Here is a 19983-nt window from a genome sequence, read left to right on the forward strand (position 1 = left end):
CCCATGTCTCGACGCACCGTCTCAGTGCACCGTCTCAGTGCACCGTCTCGGCGCACCGTCTCAGCTCACCTCGATGGTCGCCTTCCACGGCACGACGACCATGGGACACAGACGTCCGGGGTCGGGGCGGCACCGCCGCAGCGCGGAGACGGTGCTGGTACCCGGTCGTTCCGCGTGCAGGACCGCGTACGCGTCACCGGTCGGTGCCGTGCCGCCGACGGTCCGGCCCAGGACGCGGCTGTCGCCGGCCGCCGGCATGCTCCAGGTGTACGTCAGGCCGTCCGCGCGGTAGGCCGTCAGCCGGATCTCGGTGTCGTCACCGACCGACCGGGCCACGCTGTGGCCGCTGTCCGCGTTGGTGAGAACGACACGGTCGGCCGCGGCGGAGCGCGGCGCGGCGGAAGCGGGCGTGGTGACCATGGTGGTGGTCACCGCCAGCCCCAGCGCCAACCCGGTCGCGAACTTCGCGGCTTTCACTGGTACCTCCACAGGGCAGATGACGGACGCGCTGAATCAACGCTCCGCACGCCCCCAGGAAACGCCCTGCCCCCAGAACCACCTGATCTGCCGAACGGTCCGCGCGGCCGCCCGCCGCCGACAGCGAGCGCGACCTGCGGGAACGGTCTGCCGGTAGGCCCTCGGCGAGGAATGCCGCGACTCGCGCGGCGTCAACGCGGCGAAGCGGCGCCGTCGATACGTTCGAGCAGTGTCCGTGCCTCGACGGTGCGGCGGTGGTGCGGGCCGAAGGCGGCCAGACAGGCGTCATGTGCGGCCACGGCAGCGGGACGCGCCTCGGCGGGGCGGTCGAGGCCCAACAGGGCGTTGGCGAAGGCCAGTTCGACGGCGCCGGTCTCCGGACGGCCCTGCTCCTCGGACAGGCCGCGGCGCACTTCGTCGGCGCGCTCGGCCTCGGCGAGGGCCTCGGCGTGGCGGCCCTGGCCGACCAGGCTCCGGGCCAGACCGAGCCGCAGGACCAGGGTGAGCCGGTCCACCGTGCTATGGTCGGCGAGGGCCTTGAGGGCGAGTGCCTCGGCCTCCGGGTGGCGGCCCTGCGCGTTGAGGGCGTAGATCTGTCCGTTGCGGGCGGCCGCCTCCATGAGGGGCATCTCCGGTGCCGCGCCCCGGGCCGCGACCGCGGCGACGGCCGCGCACTCCGCCTCGCATTCGGCGTGCCGGTCCAGCGCGGTCAGCGTCTGGGCACGGTCCGAGCGCAGTTTGAGCGTCTGCAGGTGCTCGGCGCCGAACGTCCTGCCGAAGACCGGCAGCACGGCGTCGTAGGCGGCGAGGGCCTCGGCGTGGCGGCCCTGGGCGCCCGTCGCGCTCGCGGCGAGGCTCAGCGCCAGCGGCGCGTACATGTCGTTGTGCAGGACGGACCGGGCCTCGGCCACGGCACGGGCCTCGGCCTCCGCCTCGGCATAGCGTCCGGCCCGGTACAGGGCCGTGGCCCGGGCCAGCGGAGATCTCGTCGTCTGCGCGCCGGCGTTTCGGCCGCGCGACCGGAAGATTGTCATGCGCGGAGCATAGGGATACGGCCCGCAGCGGGCGCAGCCAGGTACGCACGGGAGCGGCGGAGCAGGGACCGCGTGGGCGTACCGCCCTCCTGCTCCGCCTGATCCCGGTCTCGCGGCGGGTGACCGTCGGTTCGGGTGGTCGCCGGTTCGGATATGGGTCAGTTGCAGAGGAGGACGATGAGACCCTCGCAGCCTCCGTCCTCGTCGCCCCCGCCGTGGTGCGGGAGGCCGGTCGGTCTGTACTGGGCGGCCGTGGCCTTCTCCGTCACGGGGGACGCGGCGGATGCGGCCGTAGCAGGCCCGATGGCGAGAGCGACGCCAAGGGCGGCGCCGACCGCGAGGGCTCGGGACATGGTCTTCTGAGGGCGAGTCGCCTGTATTGCGTTCATGTGACTCACCATGCATGCCTCTTGGGAGGATTTCGCCCCGGGAGCGGCCAATGGCATGAATCGCCCCTGGCGGCGGATCTCCCGAGCGGCTCCCGGCCGCCCGGCGAGCTTTCCGGCACGGCGGCAACTCGCCCGCATTCGTCACCACTTGGAGAGTCGGCGACAGCGTGCGGCAGCCCCCGTGAGCCGGTCCCTCACCACGCGCTCGACCCGTGTCGCAACATTGGCCGAAATTCAACGGCTCGTCACGCGCGAGGCCCACGGCGGCGCTGACCCCGCCCCGCCGGTCACTACGATCAGACCTCAAGACAACCGTACGACCGGCTCGTTGGGAGTGCGCCGGTCGGGGTCGCCGATGCCGGGGTCCGCTCCCCGGGCTGCGGTGATCTTCCTGCCCAGGAGGACCTTCCGCATGTTCCGAAGTATTGGCAACGCTGTCGTCCGACACCCCGTCTGGACGATCGTGGCGTGGCTCATCGCGGCGGTGGCGATCGTCGCCACCGCTCCGGGCCTGCCGTCGAACAGTGATGAAAGCAGTTTCCTACCCAAGAGTTATGAGTCGATCAAAGCGGCGGATCTCCAGGCGAAGGCGTTCCCCAGCGCCTTCACCCCGTCCGCGATAGCGCTGTACCAGCGCACCGACGGCGGCAGGCTGACCGCCGCCGACCTGCAGGATGTCGCCCGGATCACCTCCGAACTGGGCAAGAAGCACATCGACCAGGTGCAGAAGGTCGTCCCCGGCCAGCCGTCCAAGGACGGCAGGTACACCATGACCCTGGTCCAGATGGACAGCAAGAACGCCGGCCAGCCCAAACAGTCGGACGCGGCCAAGGTGTTGCGTGACGACGTCAAGAAGCTGACTCAGGGCACGCATCTCGACGTGAAGCTCGGCGGTTCCGCCGCGCAGGCCCTGGACCAGCAGGATTCGTCCCAACGCGGCCAGGCGCTCATCGGCATCGGCACGTTCGTGATCATCCTGGTCACTCTGCTGATCATTTTCCGGGCGCCGATCCTCGCCATACTGCCCCTGATCCTGATCGGTCTGGTGTCCGCGGTCGCCAACGGGCTGATCGCGTACGCCACGAAGCTGTTCGACCTGCAGGCCAACAGTTCCATCTCGTCGATCCTGATCGTCGTGCTCTTCGGCGTGGGGACGGACTACTTCCTGTTCCTGATGTTCCGGTACCGCGAACGCCTGCGCGCGGGCGACGAGCCCAAGCAGGCCATGATCAACGCGGTCGGACGGGTCGGCGAGGCCATCGCCTCGGCCGCCGGGGCGGTCATCATCGCCTTCCTGGCGCTGGTGCTGTCCACGCTCGGATTCCTCAAGCAGATGGGACCGGCGCTCGCCATCGCGGTCGGCGCCACCCTGATCGCGGGCCTGACCCTGATCCCCGCGGTGGTCTCGCTCATCGGACCGAAGGTCTTCTGGCCGTCCAAGTCCTGGCAGAAGGAGCCGGAGAACGCCCGTTTCGCCGCCCTCGGCCGGGGCATGCAGCGCCGGCCGGCCCTGGCCGCCGTGGCGTCCGGCCTCGTCCTGATCGCGCTGTCGCTCGGCACGCTCGGCTACAAGGCCACGTTCGACCTGGCGTCGGGCTCCATGCCCAAGACCAAGGAATCCATGGTCGTCCAGGACCAGATGCAGAAGGCGTACTCGGCGGGCGCCGCGGCCCCCACCGACGTGTACCTGTCCAGCACCGACGGCAAGCCGCTGGACACGTCCGCCTTCGACGCGTACGCGAAGAAGCTCGGCGCCGTGGACGGCGTGGCCTCCGCGCGCATGAACCAGGTGAACAAGGCGGGGACCACCGCGGACTTCACCGTCACGCTCAAGTACGAGGCGTCGACGGACAAGGCGATCGAGACCGTGGGCAAGGTGCGCGACGTCGCGCACGCCGGCGCACCCGCCGGCACCGATGCCCTGGTCGGCGGCATGTCCTCGATCTTCAAGGACATCAACGCCGCGGTGAACCACGACTACCGGACGGTCTTCCCGGTCGCCGCCCTGCTGATCATGGTGATCCTGGGGCTGCTGCTGCGCAGTGTGGTCGCCCCCTGGTATCTGATGGCCTCGGTGGGTCTCGGCTTCGGCGCCACTCTCGGCGCCACGGTCTGGATCTTCCAGAAGGGCCAGGGACACTCGGGCCTGATGTTCATGCTCCCGGTGATCATGTACCTCTTCGTGGTCGCCATCGGCACCGACTACAACATCCTCATGATCGCCCGGCTTCGTGAGGAGGCCCGGGAGGGCCGCGAGCCGCGTGAGGCGGCCGGCATGGCGTTGCGGCACGCCGGGCCGACCGTCGCCGCGGCGGGCTTCATCCTGGCGGCGACCTTCGCCACGATGATGCTGGCCGGCAACGCGCTGCTCACGGAGATGGGATTCGCCGTCTCCTTCGGCATCGCGGTCGCCGCCTTCGTGATGGCGATGTTCTTCACTCCCAGCCTGACCGCGCTGATCGGCCACGCCGCGTGGTGGCCGGGGCACGGGGACCGGGCGCAGGAGGCGACAGCGGGCGCCGGCGGAGCATCCCACGGTCACGGCCCGGCCGCCGGCCAGACCCGGGACGCGGTCGCGCCCGACCCGTCGGGACGCCGTAACTAGGGCGGCCCTTCTGGGCAGGTCGCCGAAGCCCTCCCGGCGGGCGGCGCCCAGGGCGAGTCGACGGCCGGACGCCTCGGCGTCCGGCCGTGGCGGCCCCGGGCGCCGTCGCGTCCGTTCCGGGCCGGCGCCGCACCCCTGCTCCATCGCTTCACAGAACGCCCACAGGGCTCCACATCAACTTTAAACTTCAAGCGCTACGCTCGGTGCCCCTTGGAGTGGCCGGGGGAGCCCACGTGGTGTGCCACTCGCTCCCCCCACCAGCAGGAGATCCGCGGTGTGTGACGGTGACGTAGTGGTGATCGGCGGCGGCTATGCGGGCGTCCGTCTGGCGAAACGACTGGACGCGGTGGCGCGCGTCACGCTGGTGGACCGCAAGGAGGTCTTCTTCCACCGCATAGCCGCCCTGCGCGCCGGCGTGCGCCCGGAGTGGTCGGCGACCCCCTTCATCCCGTACGACCGGCTGCTGCGCCACGGCCGGGTGATCACCGGCAAGGTGGTCCGCGTCGACTCCGCCGAGCGGCAGGTCGTCCTGGCGACGGGGGAGCGGATCCGGTACGACGTCCTGGTGATCGCCACCGGCGCGGACTACCCCGAGCCGGCCCGCTTCACCGGGACCACCACGGAAGAGGCCTGCAAGTCGTTCGCCGAGCACCAGCGGTCCATCGCCACCGCCGGGCACATCCTCGTCGTCGGCGGCGGACCCTCCGGCGTCGAGCTGAGCGCCGAGATACGCCTGGCCCGGCCGGAGGCCCGGGTCACGCTCGCGCACTCCGGGGCGGCGCTGCTCAGTTCCACGGGCAGCGAGCGGGCCGGGCGCCGGGCGTTGACCTGGCTGGAGTCCCACGACGTGGAGGTGCGCCTCGACTCGTTCATGTCCCCCGGCAACGACTTCGGCACCTACCGGGACCGTCACGGCGATCTCATCGAGGCCGACCTCTCCTACTGGGCGACGGGCACCACACCGAACACGCTCTGGCTGCGGCTGGCCGGGCACGGCGACTGGCTGAACGCGACCGGACACGTCAAGGTCGACCGGACGCTCAGGGTCGAAGGGATGCCGGAGGTGTTCGCGGTCGGCGACGTGAACGACGCCGCCGAACTCAAGACCACCCCTGCCGCGCTCGCCCAGGCCGACCTCGCCGCCCACAACGTCCGCGTCCAGCTGCGGAGTTCCGGCAGGCACCGCAGGGACCCCCGCTCCTACCGGCCGGGCCGGCGGACCCCCTTCATCGTGCCCTTCGGCTCGGCCGACGGACTGACCGTCCTTCCCGTGCCGGGCGGCGAGAGCGCGGTCCTCGGCAGCCGCACCGCGGTACTGGCCAAGGCGAAGACCCTCATGACCCCGTACATGAGGCGCCAACTCGGCTACACCGCCGCCTAGTGGTGCGACCGGAAGGGTTCACCGGCTCGCGGCGCCCGGCACGGCGCTCCCCCAGCCTTCGGCCGGGGGTACCCCCACGCCGCGTTGTCGCAGCACCCGAGTACGTCCAGTACGCGGGCGACGCTCCGCCTTGCGATGTTCCCCCACTGCCTGAACGGCGTGGGAGGTGCCCCCAGCACCGGACGCCGCGAGCTTCTCGGCAAACCTCTCCGGCCACAGCACCAGCCGCCCACTCGCGGCGGATGTCACGGACCTTCACGCCTTCGCCGCGTCGTACCGGGCACGTGCCTTCTGGATCGCCGCCAGCCGCTGTTCCGTCCACAGGGCGAGGCCGCGGACCTGTTCGGCGGCCTCCCGGCCGAGGTCGGTGAGGGAGTAGTCCACGCGCGGCGGGATCACGGGCTTGGCGTCGCGGTGGACCAGCCCGTCCCGCTCCAGGGTCTGCAGCGTCTGGGTCAGCATCTTCTCGCTGACCCGGCCGATCGCCCTGCGCAGTTCGCCGAACCGGTAGGAGCGGTCCAGCAGCGCGATCAGGACCAGGGTGCCCCAGCGGCTGGTGACGTGCTCCATGGCCAGGCGCTGGGGGCACACGGCGGCGCCGTCCGTCATCCGCACGCGGTCCATGAGCGTCTCGTCACTTGCTTCCACACCAGTACCTTACGTCCGGGAATTTTCTCGGCGACGTGTCGATCGGCGGGGCTCCCGTTCCAGCGCGAACGCGCCCTCCCCGGCGGTTCGGTGGAGATCGTCCACTCCTGCCGGGGCAGCCGCAGGGACGTCGTGAGCGAGCCGTCGGACGCCTCGGGCTCCGCGCCGCCTGTACGCCGCCTTCAGGAGGCGTCGGGCGGGCCGCCGCTGCCCAGCATGGCGCGGGTCAGGCTCGCCCGGTTGGACACACCGAGTTTGCGATATATCTGACCCAGATGGCTCTCGATCGTCCGCACACTGAGGAAGAGCGCCTCGGCGATCTCACGGTTGGTCATTCCGGTGCTGACCAGTCTGGTGATCTCCCGCTCCCGCGCGGTGAGGGGAGCCAGCGCGCCGAGGGCGCCGGCCGTACCGGCGCGGGCGGCGAGCCTGCCGCGCAGGTGGGCCGCCTCGTCGGCCAGCCGCGCCGCACCGCACTGGCCGGCCAGGACGGCCGCCCGGTTCAGCCAGTCGGCCACGGCGCCGGTCCGGCCGGCGTCCAGGCAGAGCGCGGCGGCTGCCAGCAGCGTGCGGCACACCTCGATGCGCTCCCCGGCGGCGGAGAAGTCCGCGACCGCTTCCTGCGCGCTGCCCATCGCCCGCTCGATGTCCCCGCGGGCGGTGTGGGCCCGCATCCGCGCGCGCAGGGCGAAACCGTGCCGGCCGGTGGAGGGGAGCTCCTGAAGGCAGGCCTCGGCGACTTCCGCCCAGTGCTCGACCGCCGCGTGGTCGCCTTCGGCGAGCGCCGCCTCCGCCAGGACATCGCACCAGCGGGGTTTGCGCCAGGTGGTCAGACCCGGCAGACCGGTTCCGCCGCCGGCGTCCAGCATGAGCCATCTGGCCCGCGGGGCGTCGCCGGTGAACATGACGAACTCGGCGTGGAAGCAGCGGATGCTGACCGCCCACGCGGTCGGTGTGGTGCCGGCGATCGCCGCGGCGCGTTCGGCCGTCGCGACCGCTTCCGGCAGATCGCCGGGCCCGTTGCGCCAGAACAGCGCGTCGGCCCGCACCATCGCGATGACCGCCGCCGTCGCGGGATTGCCGACCCGCTCGACGTGCTGGGCGGTCTCGTCGAGGGTCTCCAGGGTACGGGCCAGCTTCCCCGACCTCAGCTGGGAGTTGGCCAGGACCGTGAGAATCTGCGGCTCGATGTAGGTCTGCCCGGTACTCCGGGACAGGGCCGCGCCGCGCAGGAGATGGCGTTCGGAGTCGACCAGCCGCCCCAGCATCCCCTCCGTCATACCCAGCTGGAACACGGCCTCCAGATTGGTCACGAGGGTGGCGTCGGAGGCGGCGTCGATGAGTTCGGCCGCGCTGGTCGCCATGGCCCGGGCCGTGGCCTGGTCCCCGGTGAACAGGTGCGCGAGGGCCGCCTGGCCCAGGGCGTTGGCCTCCCCGACCCGGTCCTGGCAGCCGCGCGCGATCTCCGCCGCCGTACAGGCGTGGTCCCGGGACGCCTCGTAGTCCTGGAGGTCGTAGGCGTAGTCGGCCAGTTCGGTGTGCAGCGCGGCGGCGGTCGCCGTGTCGTGGTCGGCCAGCGCCGCGAGCGCCGTACGGGCGAGGGCGCCGGCTTCGGCGTACCGGCCGAGCCGCCGTTCGATCCGGCTGGAGTCGGCGAGCGCGGCCACGTCACCGGACTCCCCGCCGGACAGGGCGCTGCGCAGGGCGTCGAGCAGGGCCCGGCTCTCGGACGCGTCCCCGGTCAGCAGGCGCGTACGGGCGAGCAGGACCTGTGCCTCGTGCCAGTGCGCCTCGCCCTCCCGCAGCAGTTCCAGCGCCGCCCGCAGATGGCCCGCCGCGACGGCGGGAGAGGTGAAGAGGATGCCGCGGGCCGCGGCGATCAGGGTCGTGACGTGCTCCGGCCGGCTCGGGTCGGCGGCCCGGGCGACATGGTGGGCGCGCCGTACGATCGGCGCCCGCTGCTCGGCCAGCACCCTCTCCGCACGCTGGTGCAGGGTCATGCGCAGGCTCGGTTCGAGCCGCCGGTACACGACCTCGCCCACCGCTCGATGGCGCAGCTCCAGGTGCGGGGCGGCCTCGCTCGGCCGCACCAGGTCGAGGCCGCTGAGCGTGTCCAGCGCCGCCATGGCGGCGGGCGTCTCCAGGCCGGCGACCGCCGCCAGCAGTTCGGGGTGGAACCGCTCGCCGAGGACGGCCGCGGCCCGGACCGCGGCGAGCGAGGCCGGATCGAGTCCGGCCAGCTCGCCCAGGATCGCCGTGCCGGCGTCGGTGCTGCCCGCGGCGTGGGCGGCGATCACCTTCAGGTACTGGGGGTTTCCCATGGCCTCCCGGTGGATCTCGTCGGCGTCGGGGTGGCCGCCGAGGAGTTCCCTGGCCTGCTCCGGGGAGAGCGGCTGGAGGTCCCACACCTCCAGCAGGCCCGCGGACACCGCGCGGGAGAGGGCCGCCGCGAGCGCGGGTGAGAGCTGGCGCTGCCGGTAGGCCAGCAGACACAGCACCGGACCGGTTGCCGTCGCCTCCAACAACCGCTCCAGGCTCGCGATCTGGTCGGCCGCGAGATGGTGCAGGTCGTCCACGGCCGCCAGCACGGCAGCCCCCCGGGTCGTGTGCGCCGCCACGTCGTGCACGCCCACGGCCGCGGGAGCGCTGGGCAGTTGGGCCGCGGCCGTGCCCCGGCCGTCCGCCGCGAACACCGGGACACCGGTGGCCCGGGCATGCGCCGCCACCGCTCCCATCAGCGTGCTCTTGCCGATGCCCGGCTCTCCGACCAGCGCGATCGCCCGGCCCGTTCCCGACGCGAGGCCGGCCAGCGCCGCGAACAGCGCCTCGACTTCGGTGTCCCGCCCGAACAGCCGGCGCGCACCGGCATCCGACCCTGTCGGCGCCGACGGGCCGGCCGCCCGTCCGACCCGGCCCACCAGGGCAGCCTTGGGAAGTGGGCCGCCCTCCCGGAGATCACCAGCCATAAGCGGAACAGTAACCGTATCCACCGACAAACGGCTCAACCCCTACTCGGAAGACCCGCGGTACATCGCTTTTCCGCCGCACGCGCCGTGCTTCGGCCACCCTGCCGCAGAACGGTCGATCGGGACACGATGTGGGGTCGCCGTTCGACGGCCCCCAATGTTAGGGGCCGTCATCTCCCGCAGACTCCTGTCCCCGACGAAGGGAGGTGTCCGCCATGAAGAAGATCGTCGTCCGCAAGGCCGGTCCGGTGCGTCTGACCAGCACTGCCACCCCGCTGTATTCCGACCCTCTGTGCGGCTGGAGGCCCTTCTGACGCCTCCGGTCGGGGCCGGCCGGGACATCCCGTCCGGCCCCGACCCCGTCCGTCCCAGAACCCCGTGTCCAGGAGGAGTGCGCGTGCCTGTCTCCGTCGACGGCGGCCCGGCCGGCCCCGATCCCGACCTCGACCGGCCGGTGGCGCTGCGTCCGCTGGTCTACCTGGAGGAGGGCGACGAGGTGACCATCGGCAGCCCGGACGTGGACTCCTACGCCGTGTTCCCCGCCGACGGCGCCGAGTTGGTGCGGATGCTCGCCGACGGAGCCAGCCCGCGGCAGGCCGCCGATCACCATGAGAAGGCGCATGGGGAGAGCGTCGACATGCCCGACCTGCTCCGCGTGCTCGCGGATCTCGGCTTCGTCCAGGACCAGGACGGCACCGGCGTCGCCGCCGAACCGGCGGCGGTGCGCGGACAGCGGCTGGGGCGGCTGCTGTTCAGCAAACCCGCCTGGCTGTGCTACGCGCTGGTGACCTCGCTCTCGCTCCTGGAGATGGCCCGCCACCCCGACCTGGCCCCCCACCGTGGCGCCCTGTTCTTCACCTCCTCCTACACCGCGATCAGCCTGGTGCTCTTCCTCGGGCAGATTCCCTTCCTGGCCCTGCACGAGGGGTTCCACGCACTCGCCGGGCGGCGGCTCGGCCTGCGGTCCGGCTTCTCGGTGGGACGGCGTCTGATCTACGTGGTGTTCGAGACGACACTGCCCGGCCTGGTCGCCGTACCCCGCCGGCAGCGCTGTCTGCCGATCCTCGCCGGGATGGTCGCCGACGTCCTGGCCACGGCCGTCCTCACTTTGGCGGCGGCCGTCCTTCGCGCGCCGGGCGGCGCCCTGCCCCTGGCGGGCCGCGTCTGCGTCGCCCTCGCCTTCGCGATCGTGCTCCGCCTCCTGTGGCAGTTCTTCTTCTACCTGCGGACCGACCTGTACGTCCTGCTCACCACCGCGCTGGGATGCGCGGACCTGCACGGCGCGTCCGCGACCGTGCTGCGCAACGCCGTCCGACGCCGTACCGGCAGGCCCGCGCTCGACCTGTCCGGATACGGCGCGGCCGACCGCCGAGTGGCCCGCTGGTACGCCTGGCTCCTGCCGGTGGGCTACGCGCTCACCCTCCTGTCGTTCGCCGCCGTGGTGGTGCCGTCGGCCTACCGGCTGCTGTCCGGCCTGTTCGGACGGCTGAGGGCCGGCGCGCCCATGACCGGCATCCTGGACTCCGCGACCCTGCTCGCCCTCCTCCTCGCCCAGTTGCTCGTGGTCGCCGTCCTGGCACTCAGGGACCGCCGCGCCCGACGAGCCGGCGCCCGCCGGCCGGTCTGACCGCCCCGGCCGCCCCCGGGACCCCGTGAGTCCCACCGCACCCCGAGCCCGCACGAAAGGCAGCTCCGCCATGACCGCTCCACGCCACCTCTGGATCCGGGCACCCCACCGTGCGGACCGGGTCGCCGCCCCGGACCGCCTGGAGCTGCCCCCGCTGCTCGCCGCGGCCGACGCCCACCGCCGGCTGCGCGGGCCCTACACCGCGGTGGGCACCCTGCTGCGCACGGTCGTCCCCGACGCACTGCGGCGCTGCCCGCAGGCCGTCGCCCGGCACGATGTCGAGATCCTGTCCACCACGCCCGAGCTGCGCACCCTTGTCCCCGCCTCGCGGGAGACCCTCACCTCGCTCGCCGTGCCCAGGGAACGCACCCGTTTCTACTCCAAGGTGCGGACCCTGCGCATAGCCAACGGTCTCGTCGGCTTCCTGGACGAGTATCTGCGGGCGCTCGGCGACCAGCCCCGCACCCTGGTCGTGCACGACGCCCACCGGGCCGACCCCACCGACGGCGAGTTCCTGGCCGTACTGCTGCGCAGGATCGCCCCGGAGCGCCTGACGGTGGTCGTGACGACGACGGGCGAGGCCCTCGACATCCCGGCCGGATCCCCCGCGCAGAACCTCGCCCTCGCCCTGCCCGCCCACTGCACCCCGCTGGACGTCCCCGCGAGCGCCCCGGACCTCACGACAGCCGAGGAGGCACTCGCCTCCCGCTTCGTCGACAGCGACGGGACCAGCGACGACGCGCGGGAGAAGGCCGCCTATCTGCGGCTCGCGCGGGCCGACCGCCAGGCGCTGCACGACCGGCGCCGCCACGCGCTGCAGGCGGCGGGTGAGCCCTCCCTCGCGCTCGGGGCGGTCGCCTGGCACGCGGAGAGGGGCAGCGACCCGGCGGGAGCCGGAGCCGACGCCCTGCGGCACGCCCTCGACCACTGCATGGATCTCGGCTTCTACCACGCGGTCCTCGACTACGGCGTACGCGGGCGCGAGCTGGTGACCTACGAGAGCAACCCCGAACACTGGTGGGCCTTCACCACCAAAATGACCACCTCGCTGGCCGCCCTCGGCCTCGCCGAGGAGGCCCTGCCGCTGTACGAGGAGGCCCGGGAACTCAGTACCTCACCGTCGGTCCACATGCAGGCCGCCTACGCCACCGCGATGATCCACACACGCCACCTCGCCGAGGAACGGCGCGACCACGCATGCGCCCGCCGCTGGATCAACCAGGCCATCGCGTACGCCACGCAGCTGCCCGAGCCGAAGGACCGGGAGACGCGCACCGCCTTCTACCGCAACGGCCTGGCCCTCATCGAGGTCCACCGCGGCGACCCCACGGCCGCGCTGGCCCTCGTGGACGACTGTCTGGCCCGCCTCGACGCCGCCCTGGAGCCGGACGAACAGGCCCTGCACCGCTCGGTGCTGCGGCACAACCGGGCCCAGGTCCGCGCCGCTCTCGGCCGCCTCGACGAGGCCTACGACGACTACACCGCGGTGATCGCCCGCGACCCCAACTACGCCGAGTACCACCTCGACCGGGGGATCCTCCTGCACCGGCAGGGCCGCCTGGCCGAAGCACTGGCGGACTACGACCAGGCCATCCGGCTCTCGCCGCCGTTCCCCGAGGCGTACTACAACCGTGCCGAGGCACGCGCCGAAGCCGGCGACGCCGAGGGCGCGCTGGCCGATTTCGGGTACGTCCTGGAACTGGACCCCGGTATGACCGACGCCCACATCAACCGCAGCGCGCTGCTGGCCGAGCTGGCGCAGGACGGCGACCCGCACGCCGTCCGTCTCGCCCGGCGAAGCGTCGAGCGCGGCCTGGAGGCCGCCGCCGACAGCCCCGAACTGCTGTGTCTGAAAGGCCAGTTGCACGAACTCGCCGAGGATCCGCGGGACGCGGCCGCGGCGTACTCGGCGGCGCTGGCCGCCGCCCCCGACTGCGCCGAGGCATGGGCGCTGCGCGGCGCGCTGGCACACCGGGCCGGTGACCTGGCCCAGGCCGTCGCCGACCTCGAACGGGCCCACGCCCTGTCCGACGACCCGGGGATCCGCTTCAACCTCGCGGTCGCCTACCACGACGCCACCCGTCACGACCTGGCCGTGGGGCTTCTGGACACGGTGGTCACCGAGACCGGGGACCTCGACGCCAGGCTGCAGCGCGCCAGGAGCCTCATCGGGCTGGGCCGGGTGACGGACGCCGAGAACGATCTACGGATCTGTCTCGACGCCGATCCGGCGTACCTGACCGAGGTGCGCGAACTCCTCCCCGAGGCGCACGAGTTCCTCCCCGAGGCGACGCGCTCCTGAACCAGTCGCACGGACGGGCGCGACCGGTGGCACCGGTCGCGCCCGTCCGCTCGCCCGGCTACGCGGTCATGTGGCTCCACTCGCTCCACGAGGCGCTGAGGCAGAAGTAGCCGGTCTCCGGTTCGGCGTCGAGTTCCTGGAGGGCGAGGATCTGGGTCATGCGCGATCACCTGCTCTTTCCGTAATCGGGGAATCGTCCGGTCGGACATCTCGGTGGCCGGCGGCGGGCCGGGGGTGGTCCAGGGTGAACAGCTCGTCGCCCGGACCGTGCAGGACGCGGTGCAGCGCCAGCAGCACCCCGGCCCCGCCGCTGGCCAGGTCGGCGCTGAAACGGAGCTGGCCGGCGCCGAGGAAGCGGACGCCACGGCGGTGCGGGACGGCGTACTTCAGCAGACCGGTGGCGATCCGCACGGCGTCCTGGCGGTCCGCCCCGCTGCCGGACAGTTCGGCGTGGTCCGCGAGGAAGTAGGCCACTCCGGCCACCCCGGGGTAAAGGCCCGGCTCCATCGCGCAGGACATGCGGGTGCCCGCGACGATCCCGGGCAGCGCCGCGGCGCACCGCTCGTCCGGTGAGGTGGCGACGTAGCGGGCCAGGACCGTCCCCACGCCGGCCGCGCCGACGGCCAGATAGGGCAGGGCACGCCGGATCACGGCGTTGTCGGAGAACGAGCGGGTGCCGTCGTCCAGCAGGATCGCGCGGTCCAGTTCCTCGTGGAGCAGCCGGCGCCCCGCCTCGCGGTAGCGGTCGTCGCCGGTGTCCCGGGCCAGGTAGTGGAGGAAGAGGGCCGGCCCGGAGCGGCCGTGGAACAGCCCGCGGGCATCGTGCTCGCCGAGCGTCGCGGCCAGGTCGGCGGTCCCCAGGATCGCGTCGCCCGCGGCGGCGGCCCGCTCCAGATGGCCCGGGTCTCCGGTCCGGTGGTGCAGGGCGAGCCAGGTCAGACCGACCCCGGCCCGTCCGCCCGCCAGGGTGGTGCACGACCCGGTGAGCGGATGGCTGTCCGCCGTCCGCGCAAGGTCGAGCGCCTCGTCCAGGTGGCCGAGTGCGGCCAGGACCCGGGCGATGCCGGCCGAGCCCACGTTCAGCCCGGGCGGCAGCCGGTCCCGCCCGGCCAGGGCGTCCTGAAGCAGCCGCTTCTCGACGGCCTCCGGGACGGGCCGGCCCGCGCGGTGCAGCGCGTGCACGACTCCGGCGGTTCCGTAGGCCACGCACACGGTGTTGGTGCGGAACGCCTCCGGAGACGGCGGGAACACCGGGTCCCGCCCGCTGGTGTCCGCCATGTCCAGCAGCCCCGCGGTCACCTGGTCGGCGAGCCGGGCGAGGCAGCCCAGGGGATCGGCGTCGACTTCGGCGGGGGTGGGCCGGCCGGCGGAACCGTCCCGGCCGGACCGGTGGAACACCGTCGCCCGCGCCCACAGATCGGCCGGCGGCGCGGCGCCCATGGCCGTCAGATCACGCCGTAGGAGGTTGAGGTTGGCCGGTGCGCGCTGGGCGACGCCGTGGAAGGGCGCGAGCAGTGCGAGGGCGACGGCGCTCATGCCGTACCGGTCCCACAGCAGCGGGTCGTCGGCGCCGGCGACCAGCTCGGGGGGCGGGGTGAATCCCGCGGTTCCCATGACGGCGGGAGGCCCGCTGAGCGCCGACACGGACTCGAAGTCGACGAGCCTGGCGTCTCCGTTCGGGGTGACGAGGACATTTCCGAGGCTGACGTCCCCGAACCGGTACCCCAGCCGGTGCAGCCGGTCGAGTGCCCCTTCCAGGTGCCCGAGGATCAGCCGGCAGTCGTCGAAGTACCCGGCGAAGTCCTCGGCCGTCCGGCCGGCTCTGACGATCGGTGACGTCCGGCTGATCCAGCCGCGCAGCGAGTCGCCGGGCACGAACTCGGTGACGAGGAAGTCGTGTTCCCACTCCGTGAAGTGGTCGAGGGGTTCGGGGCACAGTCCCGGCGCCGCCCGGTGCACGAGGGCGAGAACCTCGTGTTCGTGGCGCAGTCGCTCCCGCGCGCTTCTGCCGTCCCAGGTCAGGCCGTTGTGGGCGCGTGCCTCCTTGATGAAGACGGTACGGCCCGTGCGGGTGTCCCGCGCCGTGTACGTGCCTCCGGCGTTGCTCGGCTGCAGCACCTTGAGGATCTCGTAGTCACGGATGAGGATCGGGCCCTGGTGCCCCGCCGGCCGCTCGGTGACGAACGGGTCGGTGATGCCGTCGGGAAGCAGGAAGGCGGGCCTGCGCAGGTCGGCGACCTCGCGTCCGGAACCGTCGCGGACGAGCCCTTCCCTGGTGCCGTCGGGCAGCAGCCGGCTCCGGCCGCTGAAGGCGCCGTAGCGGTAGTGGACGGTCCGTGAGTCCCGGTAGCGGCGGTCGGAGAGGACGTAGGGTCCCTCTTCGCCGTGCAGCGCCTCGGAAAGGAGGTCGAGGAGCCGTCGCGCCGTCTCGGTGTCGGGCGGATAGACCGCGCAGAACTTGCCCGACTGCGCCCGGTGGGCGTGCTTGTGGTGCAGGACGAGGAAGAAGAACCGGGCGGCGACATGCTTGAACGGGACGTCCTCGGCGAAGCAGATGTCCGCGACCACGTCCAGCACGTGCTGGGCGCGTTCCAGCGGGGCCGACACATGGATCTTCCAGCCCTGGTCGGCGCCCGGGGGCCGCCCGGTGTCCCAGACCTTCCAGATGTCCTGGTCCCGCGCCTGCCGGCCGGGTGGTACCCGGGCGGGCAGGAAGAGCGGCCCGGGGTCGGCGATGGTGGCGAGCGGCGCGTAGTACCGCTCGTCCGCGAACGCCTCGCTGACGGTGTCGAGCACGGGGATCACCCGGCCTTTCGCTGGATGTCCGGCGCCGACGGGTCCGCGAGGACGCTGATCAGCGCGGCGCGCGAACTCACGTCGAGCTTGCGGAAAACGCGGGTGAGATGGGCCTCGACCGTCTTGACCGACACGAACAGACTCGACGCGATGGCACGGTTCGACAGCCCGCCGGCCACCATCCGCGTGATGCGGCGCTCCTGTTCGGAGAGCGTGCCGAAGCGCGTGCCGTGCTGGGCCGACCGGGGCCGGCGGGCGCCGATCTGACGTTGGGCGTTGACGGCGAGGGCACTCAGGTGTCCCGCGCCGTGGGCGTCGGCGATCTGCTTCGCGCGTCCCACGGCGGTGACGGCGTCGTCCAGCAGATGGGCGCCGGCGAGCGCCCGCCCGAGCAGCAGCCGGGCGCGGCTCTCCGCCAGCACCAGCCCGCCGGCCGCGAAGGACTCGGCGGCGGTGGAGAACAGCTCGGCGGCGGCGCACGGATCGTCGTCCCTGGTGACGGCGAGGGCGAGAGCGGCGTGTCCCGACTGCCCCGGCAGCCCCACCGCGTCGGCGGCGTGGACGGCGTGCTTCGCCCAGTCACGGGCCGCCGCCGCGTCACCGCGGGCCATCTCGGCCTGCGCCGCGGTGGAGTACCACAGGGCTCTGAGCGCGTACGTCGTCGCCGACCGGTCGGTGCCGGTGATGGTCCGCAGCAACTCCATGCAGTCGTCGGGCCGTCCCTGGTCGAGGCGGACGGTGGCGAGCACCGCGGCGGACAGCTCCCACAGCCGGCCGCGGCGGCCGGCCGAGCGCAGGGCGCCCTCGGCCGCGTCGGCGGCCGCGGCCGGCCCGTCCCGCAGCGCCGTGGCCGAGGCACGCAGCGTCAGCGCGTAGCCGATGAGGTCCGGCCGGTCGAGCAGGTGGGCCATCTCCTCGGCGCTCGCCGCCGACGCCACGGCGCCGCCGATGTCTCCGGTCGCCTGTTGCGCGTAGGACTGGCACAGCAGCAGGTACGGCATCAGATAGCTCTGCCCGGTCAGCCGGGCGACCCGGATGCCGCGGGTCATGTGCCGGATGGCGTCGTGGTGCCGCTCGGCCAGTGCCTCCGCCCAGCCGAGCTGGCCGGTCTCGTCGAGGAAGGCGGCCAGCTCCTCGTCGTCCATGAGGTCGATCGAGGCCGCGGCTTCGGCGGCGAACGTCCGCAGCGGACCGGTCCGGCCGCTGTACGCGGCGCCCAGGGCGCGGCAGGCCGCCACGGCGGTGAGCGTCCCGCGCCCGACCGGCGCGGGCGTGCGGGCGAGGAGGGCGTCGAGGTGACCGGCCGCCTCGTCGAAGTCGCCTTGCGCCATGCCCACGGTGGCCAGCTGAAGCCGCAGCGGATTCGCCCTCGGATCGGTCTTCGGCCAGCGGCTCAGTTCGTCGGTGAGGGCCAGCTTCGCCGCCCGGGTGCTGCCGAGGATCCGCTCGATGACCGCGCGCAGCGCCACGATGGGAATGCGCTGCTCGGGCCGGTCGGGCGGTACGAGGTCCACGGCCTCGGCGAGGGCGTCACGGCAGCCGGTGAGGTCACCGGTCATCCCGCAGGCCTTGGCCAGGCCGGTCAGCATCCCGGTCCGGCGCCGGGCCGCCTCCTCGGAGCGGTCCGGGCCGGCCAACTGCAGCGCGGCGCGCAGCCAGGCGGCGGCGGTGGCCGGCATGGAGTGGGTGGTGAGGGAGGCCGCCTCGGTGAGGACCCGTACGGCCTCGAGGTCGCCGGCCTGCGCCGAGCGGGCGACGTAGGGTGCCCGCTCCACCGGGCTCGCCCCGCTGCGCCGCAGTGTCTCGTCGGCCCGGGCGTTCGCCGCGAGCCACCAGCCGGGCGGGGTGTCCCGCGACACCACCTCGCGCAGCAGCGGATGACGGAACTGCAGCAGCTGGCGCAGGTCCTGCCGGGGGCCGGCCGGGCCGGCGGACCGGATGAGGTCCATGCCGGCCAGGACGTCCAGCGCCGCCAGGGCCTGCCCAGTGGTCAGACCGGCGACCGGGCCCAGCAGCATGGGGTCGAAGGGGTCGCCCAGGACGGCCGCGGCGCGCAGCGCGGTGAGTTCGGCCTCGGTCAGCAGGGCGATGTCGCGGGCCAGCGCGGCCCGCAGGGTGTCCGGCAGGGCCGCCAGCCCGTCCGCCGCATGGGCGCCGTCCGTGCTGAGTTCGGCGAGCAGTTCCAGGTAGAGCGGGTTGCCGCCGCTGACGGCGCAGAGCCGGTCGCGGTGGGCCGGGGGGTGGGTGGTGCCGAGCAGGTGCTCGCAGGCCTGCCGGTCCAGCGGCGACAGCGGGACCCGTTCGACGCGGTAGCCGGTGACGGCGTGCTGGAAGGACGCCAGCAGTTTGGCCGGCGCCTGCCGGGGGCGGTGTCCGCAGGCGAGGATCAGCGGGGTGGCGGGCGGCTGGCGCAGGAGGAAGTGGAGCAGTCCCATGGCGCCCTCGTCGGCCCAGTGCAGGTCGTCGAGACAGAGCAGCAGCCCGCGCTCGCCGCCGACGTCCGCCAGGAGCCGGCCGACCGCGTGGTGGAGCCGGTAGTGCTCGACGGCGAGGAAGGACGGGTGCCCGGCCGGGGAGGCCTCGCCGTGGGGCAGGACCAGGTCCCGCAGCAGTGACGCCTCCTCGCCGAGCGGTCCGTGTCCGGCCCCCGTCAGCTGCCCCAGGCACCAGCGGATGGGGTCGGCGAACACGCCGAAGGAACGCTGCTGTTCGAACTCCGAGGCCCGGCCGGACAGGACCGTCAGGCCCTCGGCCCGCGCCAGGGCGCCCAGTTCGGACAGCAGCCTGGTCTTGCCGAGTCCGGGATCGCCGGTGATCTCGATGACGGTGGAGACGCCGTCCGCGCAGGCGGTGACGGCGGACCGTAACAGGGCCATCTCCTGTTCGCGTCCGACCAGCGTCCTCGGCGGTGCTCCGCGCAGCGCGCCCCGTGCCGTTCCCGTTCCGGCTTGCTGTGGACTTTCCTTGGTCATGGGATTCCTCAGCTCTGGCTCCAGTTGCCGCGGTTCGCTTCGCGACGCCGGCATCCCTGCGGACAGAACCGATGTTCGTACAGCCCGTGACCCCCCTGCCTCCGTACAACTACGGAGATTCCCCACTGAGTCGGCGGTCCGGCGCGGATTTCCCCGGCGACCGGGTGCCCTCACCGTTCGGATGCGGTCAGCGATCGGGTGCCTCCAGCAGGAGGTGTTCCAGTTCGCGGATCAGCCGGGTCGCCGCGGCCCGCCGGCGCGGCGGCAGACCCGTCGTCGCGGGGTCCGCGTCGGCCTGCCGGGAGCCGGCCAGGCGCAGAGCGGTGGCGGCCTGCCGGGCGAAGAGCGACAACAGGTCCAGCTCGGGCAGGCTGGAGCGGGCCTGCTCGGCCGGGTCGAGGACCTCCAGCACGCCCAGCACCCGGTCGCCGTGGATCAGCGGGGCCGCCATCAGGGCGTCGGGCACGTACTCGGTGGACCGGGCCAGGGAGCGGTCGAAGGACTGGTTGGCGGTCAGGTCGTCGACCACGATCGGTTCACCGGAGACGGCCACCCAGCCGGCGATGCCCCGGCCCGCCGGGAAGCGCCGCCCGACGAGGAAGTCCTCGCCCCGGCCGGAGACCGCCTGGAAGACCAGTTCCCCCGCCTCCTCGTCGAGCAGGAACACCGAACTGGCCTGGGCGCCGAAGATGGCGCGGGCCACGTCGACGACGGACTGGAGCAGTTCGAGGGCCAGCGGGTCGTGGGACGTGCTCGTGGGCTGTACGTCGAGGGACACGGGCGGCA

Annotated in this window: 12 protein-coding genes; 4 read left to right on the plus strand and 8 right to left on the minus strand. The window is 73.1% G+C overall.

The window, feature by feature from the left end:
- Window positions 1-60: 60 nt before the first annotated feature.
- The 3 genes from ACFYMM_RS28280 to ACFYMM_RS28290 form a co-directional block, all read right to left on the minus strand.
- Window positions 61-477, minus strand: a complete 417-nt coding sequence (locus tag ACFYMM_RS28280) for a hypothetical protein (protein WP_388391302.1) — start codon at window positions 475-477, stop codon at window positions 61-63.
- A 191-nt stretch (window positions 478-668) separates the two neighbouring features.
- The gene (locus tag ACFYMM_RS28285) at window positions 669-1511 is read right to left on the minus strand and encodes a tetratricopeptide repeat protein (RefSeq protein ID WP_388391304.1); all 843 of its coding nucleotides are present in this window, start codon (window positions 1509-1511) and stop codon (window positions 669-671) included.
- 158 nt (window positions 1512-1669) lie between these two features.
- Window positions 1670-1900 carry a hypothetical protein gene (locus tag ACFYMM_RS28290; protein ID WP_388391306.1) on the minus strand — a complete coding sequence of 77 codons (231 nt, stop codon included), beginning with the start codon at window positions 1898-1900 and terminating at the stop codon, window positions 1670-1672.
- Between the two features lie 412 nt (window positions 1901-2312).
- Between ACFYMM_RS28290 and ACFYMM_RS28295 the strand changes: the two genes are divergently transcribed.
- Window positions 2313-4505 carry an MMPL family transporter gene (locus ACFYMM_RS28295; RefSeq protein ID WP_388391308.1) on the plus strand — a complete coding sequence of 731 codons (2193 nt, stop codon included), beginning with the start codon at window positions 2313-2315 and terminating at the stop codon, window positions 4503-4505.
- Window positions 4506-4779: 274 nt separating this feature from the next.
- Window positions 4780-5886: an NAD(P)/FAD-dependent oxidoreductase gene (locus ACFYMM_RS28300; RefSeq protein ID WP_388391310.1), complete on the plus strand. Its 1107-nt coding sequence runs from the start codon at window positions 4780-4782 to the stop codon at window positions 5884-5886.
- A gap of 255 nt (window positions 5887-6141) precedes the next feature.
- Here ACFYMM_RS28300 and ACFYMM_RS28305 read toward each other — a convergent pair whose 3' ends face one another.
- Window positions 6142-6510 (minus strand): winged helix-turn-helix transcriptional regulator, encoded by a 369-nt coding sequence (locus tag ACFYMM_RS28305; RefSeq protein ID WP_388391445.1) that lies wholly within the window; start codon window positions 6508-6510, stop codon window positions 6142-6144.
- Window positions 6511-6716: 206 nt separating this feature from the next.
- Window positions 6717-9500, minus strand: coding sequence for a LuxR C-terminal-related transcriptional regulator (locus tag ACFYMM_RS28310; RefSeq protein WP_388391312.1), 2784 nt, complete (start codon window positions 9498-9500; stop codon window positions 6717-6719).
- Between the two features lie 397 nt (window positions 9501-9897).
- Here ACFYMM_RS28310 and ACFYMM_RS28315 point away from each other — a divergent pair, with 397 nt between their 5' ends.
- Both ACFYMM_RS28315 and ACFYMM_RS28320 read left to right on the plus strand, forming a co-directional pair.
- On the plus strand, window positions 9898-11127 hold the full coding sequence (locus ACFYMM_RS28315) for a hypothetical protein (protein WP_388391314.1): 1230 nt from the start codon (window positions 9898-9900) through the stop codon (window positions 11125-11127).
- A 70-nt stretch (window positions 11128-11197) separates the two neighbouring features.
- Window positions 11198-13429: a tetratricopeptide repeat protein gene (locus ACFYMM_RS28320; protein ID WP_388391316.1), complete on the plus strand. Its 2232-nt coding sequence runs from the start codon at window positions 11198-11200 to the stop codon at window positions 13427-13429.
- Between the two features lie 156 nt (window positions 13430-13585).
- Here ACFYMM_RS28320 and lanKC read toward each other — a convergent pair whose 3' ends face one another.
- From lanKC to ACFYMM_RS28335, 3 genes are all read right to left on the minus strand, one after another.
- The gene (gene lanKC / locus ACFYMM_RS28325) at window positions 13586-16225 is read right to left on the minus strand and encodes a class III lanthionine synthetase LanKC (protein ID WP_388391318.1); all 2640 of its coding nucleotides are present in this window, start codon (window positions 16223-16225) and stop codon (window positions 13586-13588) included.
- Window positions 16226-16230: 5 nt separating this feature from the next.
- A complete protein-coding gene (locus ACFYMM_RS28330) occupies window positions 16231-19197 on the minus strand; it encodes an AAA family ATPase (RefSeq protein WP_388391320.1) in 2967 nt (988 codons plus the stop codon).
- A gap of 187 nt (window positions 19198-19384) precedes the next feature.
- The gene (locus tag ACFYMM_RS28335; protein ID WP_388391322.1) at window positions 19385-19975 is read right to left on the minus strand and encodes a GAF domain-containing protein; all 591 of its coding nucleotides are present in this window, start codon (window positions 19973-19975) and stop codon (window positions 19385-19387) included.
- Window positions 19976-19983: the final 8 nt, after the last annotated feature.

It is taken from the genome of Streptomyces sp. NPDC006739, assembly GCF_042869815.1.
Taxonomy (GTDB): domain Bacteria; phylum Actinomycetota; class Actinomycetes; order Streptomycetales; family Streptomycetaceae; genus Streptomyces.

Bases quoted from the DNA above. Each gene is read 5' to 3' on its own strand.
- ACFYMM_RS28285 (WP_388391304.1), bottom strand. From the start codon at position 1,511: ATGACAATCTTCCGGTCGCGCGGCCGAAACGCCGGCGCGCAGACGACG.
- ACFYMM_RS28290 (WP_388391306.1), bottom strand. From the start codon at position 1,900: ATGAACGCAATACAGGCGACTCGCCCTCAGAAGACCATGTCCCGAGCC.
- ACFYMM_RS28295 (WP_388391308.1), top strand. From the start codon at position 2,313: ATGTTCCGAAGTATTGGCAACGCTGTCGTCCGACACCCCGTCTGGACG.
- ACFYMM_RS28305 (WP_388391445.1), bottom strand. From the start codon at position 6,510: ATGGACCGCGTGCGGATGACGGACGGCGCCGCCGTGTGCCCCCAGCGC.
- ACFYMM_RS28310 (WP_388391312.1), bottom strand. From the start codon at position 9,500: ATGGCTGGTGATCTCCGGGAGGGCGGCCCACTTCCCAAGGCTGCCCTG.
- ACFYMM_RS28320 (WP_388391316.1), top strand. From the start codon at position 11,198: ATGACCGCTCCACGCCACCTCTGGATCCGGGCACCCCACCGTGCGGAC.
- ACFYMM_RS28330 (WP_388391320.1), bottom strand. From the start codon at position 19,197: ATGACCAAGGAAAGTCCACAGCAAGCCGGAACGGGAACGGCACGGGGC.